The organism is Phyllobacterium sp. P5_D12, assembly GCF_054049495.1.
The window spans coordinates 10,001-13,237 of sequence record NZ_JBFUMG010000077.1; the positions used below are offsets into that span (position 1 = coordinate 10,001).

Sequence of the window (3,237 nt, forward strand, 5' to 3'; positions counted from 1 at the left end):
CAGGCGTTCGGTCATCGCCGCAACGAACCGGTCATGGATCCCCTCGGTGACAATGATGCGCGACGAAGCGGTGCACCGTTGGCCAGTCGAGAAGAAGCCGCTGTTGACCGCTGCCTCCACAGCAACAGTCAAATCGGCATCATCCAGAACCACAAACGGATTCTTGCCACCCATTTCCAGCTGGAATTTGCGCATATGCTCAACCGATGCCGCAGCAACCCGCTTGCCGGTGCCCACCGATCCGGTGAACGTAATAGCGTTGACGTCCGCACTGTCGAGAATTGTCTGGCCCACAACCGAACCCTTGCCCATGACAAGGTTCAGCACGCCTTTTGGCAGCCCGGCACGATGCAATATATCGACGATTGCCCAAGAGCAGCCCGGCACGAGTTCAGCCGGCTTGAAAACCACCGTGTTGCCATACGCAAGCGCCGGAGCGATCTTCCAGGCCGGAATGGCAATCGGAAAATTCCATGGCGTGATGATCCCCACCACACCTACCGGCTCGCGWGTTATTTCAACGCCGATATTCGGGCGGGCGCTCGGAAGCACTTCACCAGCAAGCCGCAAGACTTCGCCCGCGAAGAAATCGAATATTTGGGCGGCGCGGAGCGTCTCGCCGATACCCTCTGGCAAGKTCTTGCCTTCCTCGCGTGACAGCAATCTGCCAAGCTCGTCCTTGCGCGCTGTAATCTCGTCAGCTGTCTTGCGGAGAATGGCGTGGCGTTCGAGGATGCCGGAGCGCGACCATGCCGGGAAAGCCGCCTTTGCAGCTGCGATTGCGCTAAGAGTATCTTCGGCTGTGGCGCGGGCGTATTGACCAACAACGTCATTGGTGTTCGACGGATTGATATTGGGAATGGCGTCGCCACCGGCCCATTCGCCGTTGATCAGATTCTGGTGCAATGTCATGATTTTTCTCTCGCTCTGTTTGGCCGAACCAATACCATAGGACTAGAGTGATTCAACGCGAAATTCCCGCCTCTCGCTTTTTTGATATCCGCAAACAAGCTCGAACGGATCGAATTTGCGGATAAATTGATGCTGATCGATCGAACTTCAAGGAACGAATGCTATGCCCTATCCGCTGTTTAACCTCGAGGGACGACTGGCTCTCATCACGGGATCTAGCCAAGGCATCGGTCTTGCGCTTGCCAAAGGATTGGCGGCGCATGGGGCTGCGGTGGTAATAAATGGTCGGGACAGGGCAAAAGTGGACGCGGCGGTCGCTGAGCTAAGAGAGGATGGCTACACCGTCCATGGTTCTGACTTCGACGTCACTGATCTGCAAGCGGTCAAGGCAGGTGTCGACAAGATCGAGGCCGAAATCGGTGCGATTGATATTCTTGTCAATAATGCAGGGATGCAGTTCAGAGCACCGCTTGAAGACTTCCCTGAGGACAAGTGGCAGCTATTGCTGCAGACCAATATCTCAAGCGTCTTTTACGCCGGCCAAAGCGTCGCAAAGCATATGATCAAGCGCGGACGAGGCAAGATCATCAACATTGCTTCGGTACAAAGCGAACTTGYCCGTCCCTCCATCGCTCCCTATACCGCAACGAAGGGCGCAGTCCGCAATCTCACCCGTGGCATGTGCACTGACTGGGCAAAGTACGGTCTGCAAGTCAACGCGATCGCACCGGGCTATTTCAAGACGCCGCTCAATCAGGCGCTGGTCGACAATCCCGACTTTTCATCCTGGCTGGAGAAGCGCACGCCATCCGGACGTTGGGGCAATGTCGAGGAACTGATTGGTGCGGCCGTATTTCTCGCCAGTAACGCTTCTTCGTTCGTCAATGGCCAAATTATCCATGTCGACGGCGGAATCACAGCGTCGCTATGATCCGGCTTGTCGTCATGGGAGTCAGCGGTTCCGGCAAATCCTCCGTCGGACGTGCCATAGCGGCCGCCCTGGAGTTGCCATTTGTCGAGGGTGATACGCTGCATCCTCCAGCCAATGTAAAGAAAATGGCATCGGGTATTCCACTCACCGACGAAGACCGCTGGCCATGGCTCGACAAGATCGGCGCAGAATTGGCGAATGCCCAAAAAGGTGTTGTTATTTCGTGTTCAGCCCTGAAACAATCTTATCGAGACCGGCTAAGGCAAGAAGCGGGCGGCCCACTCGGCTTCATCTTCCTCGATGGAAGTCTTGCTGTTTTACGAGATCATATGAGCAAGCGAACGGGGCACTTCATGCCCCTGTCCATGCTTGACAGCCAACTCGCAACGCTCGAACGTCCAACGGGAGAGCCATTTGTGTTGCAACAGAACGTTGAGCATCCAGTCGATGAGATCATATCAGCGAGCGTCGATTGGGTGGGAACACAACATTGGTAAAATCAACCACGCGGATCAGTGCGTGAAAAGCCCTCGCCGAATTCCCGGCTGCCCGGGACATAGGGTCGGCCCACACGGTTGCACCAGTTCTCCCAACCTCGCTCAAATGTGTACCCTGCCCTTCCGCGTTTGATCGCAGCAATCTCGCCTTCGGAAAGATAGTCCACATCCCCCATGGCCATGGCCTTCATCTGCATATCGGCGTTGAGTTCCATGTAGACGGAGGTGACACGACCTCACGAAGAGAACGGGCAGCTACGGTGCTGCCGTGGCCCCTCATCAGCGTCACGGTCCGATCGCCGAGACAGGCCGCGAGATCGCGCCCCATTGCGAGATCCGTCACCAGAAGATTGGTGCAATCGCCGAACTTGGTTCGAATATCCCATGTGGGTATGTCATCCCCGATGGGCGCACACATGTGCATAATCGGACGAAGCTTTTTGCTCGTCACCGTAAAGGGTATAACGCTGGGACTGTGGTTATGGACAACAGCATTGATCTCCGGCCGGGCCTCATAGATGCCTGCGTGAATAAAGCGCTCGGAATACGGTTTACCGGGTTCAGCTCCAACGCTCACTCCTTCAAGCGTGAACTCCATGATGTCCGCGGCTTCGATGATTGCTGGCGCGCGCGCGCGCGACAGAAAAAAGCGGTCGGGATGATCAGGATTCCGGATACTCACATGACCAAACGAATCCAATACATTCTCATTTGCAAGAATATGGTTGGCTGTGACCAGTTCCTCGATAAGGGCGTGCCGATCCATGATCTTTCCTTCTTCCATGCTGTGGGCGGGCGACTTAGCGCTTCCAGGGGACGAGACGTTTTTCGATCTCGTTAAGCACCAATGTCAAAACGAAACCGATGATCGCGATCACGAAGAGACCGACATACATC

General features: G+C 55.5%; 5 protein-coding genes (1 of these 5 running past the window's edge). 2 read left to right on the forward strand and 3 right to left on the reverse strand.

Translation table 11 applies throughout. The features are described from left to right. Positions 1-912, reverse strand: the 5' portion of a protein-coding gene (locus ACXJ5O_RS07975; protein WP_457299417.1) for an aldehyde dehydrogenase family protein. Its footprint begins 522 nt before the window's first position; only the first 912 of its 1,434 coding nucleotides appear in the window; the start codon lies at positions 910-912; the stop codon falls past the left edge of the window. Between the two features lie 163 nt (positions 913-1,075). Here ACXJ5O_RS07975 and ACXJ5O_RS07980 point away from each other — a divergent pair, with 163 nt between their 5' ends. Both ACXJ5O_RS07980 and ACXJ5O_RS07985 read left to right on the forward strand, forming a co-directional pair. Beyond that, complete coding sequence (locus ACXJ5O_RS07980) at positions 1,076-1,843, forward strand: SDR family oxidoreductase (RefSeq protein WP_457299418.1); 768 nt, start codon at positions 1,076-1,078, stop codon at positions 1,841-1,843. Then, positions 1,840-2,340 (forward strand): gluconokinase, encoded by a 501-nt coding sequence (locus ACXJ5O_RS07985; RefSeq protein WP_457299419.1) that lies wholly within the window; start codon positions 1,840-1,842, stop codon positions 2,338-2,340. Before ACXJ5O_RS07980 ends, ACXJ5O_RS07985 begins: the two co-directional genes overlap by 4 nt. Before the next feature lie 2 nt (positions 2,341-2,342). Here the strand turns inward: ACXJ5O_RS07985 and ACXJ5O_RS07990 are convergent, their stop codons facing one another. Together ACXJ5O_RS07990 and ACXJ5O_RS07995 are read right to left on the reverse strand one after the other, a co-directional pair. Beyond that, positions 2,343-2,537 carry a hypothetical protein gene (locus ACXJ5O_RS07990; RefSeq protein WP_457299420.1) on the reverse strand — a complete coding sequence of 65 codons (195 nt, stop codon included), beginning with the start codon at positions 2,535-2,537 and terminating at the stop codon, positions 2,343-2,345. Beyond that, a complete protein-coding gene (locus tag ACXJ5O_RS07995; RefSeq protein ID WP_457299421.1) occupies positions 2,528-3,124 on the reverse strand; it encodes a class II aldolase/adducin family protein in 597 nt (198 codons plus the stop codon). Before ACXJ5O_RS07995 ends, ACXJ5O_RS07990 begins: the two co-directional genes overlap by 10 nt. Between the last annotated feature and the right edge of the window lie 113 nt (positions 3,125-3,237).

What these genes read in the sequence shown, in the direction of transcription:
- ACXJ5O_RS07985 (WP_457299419.1), top strand. Translation starts at nt 1,840, where the DNA reads ATGATCCGGCTTGTCGTCATGGGAGTCAGCGGTTCCGGCAAATCCTCC.
- ACXJ5O_RS07990 (WP_457299420.1), bottom strand. Translation starts at nt 2,537, where the DNA reads ATGCAGATGAAGGCCATGGCCATGGGGGATGTGGACTATCTTTCCGAA.
- ACXJ5O_RS07995 (WP_457299421.1), bottom strand. Translation starts at nt 3,124, where the DNA reads ATGGAAGAAGGAAAGATCATGGATCGGCACGCCCTTATCGAGGAACTG.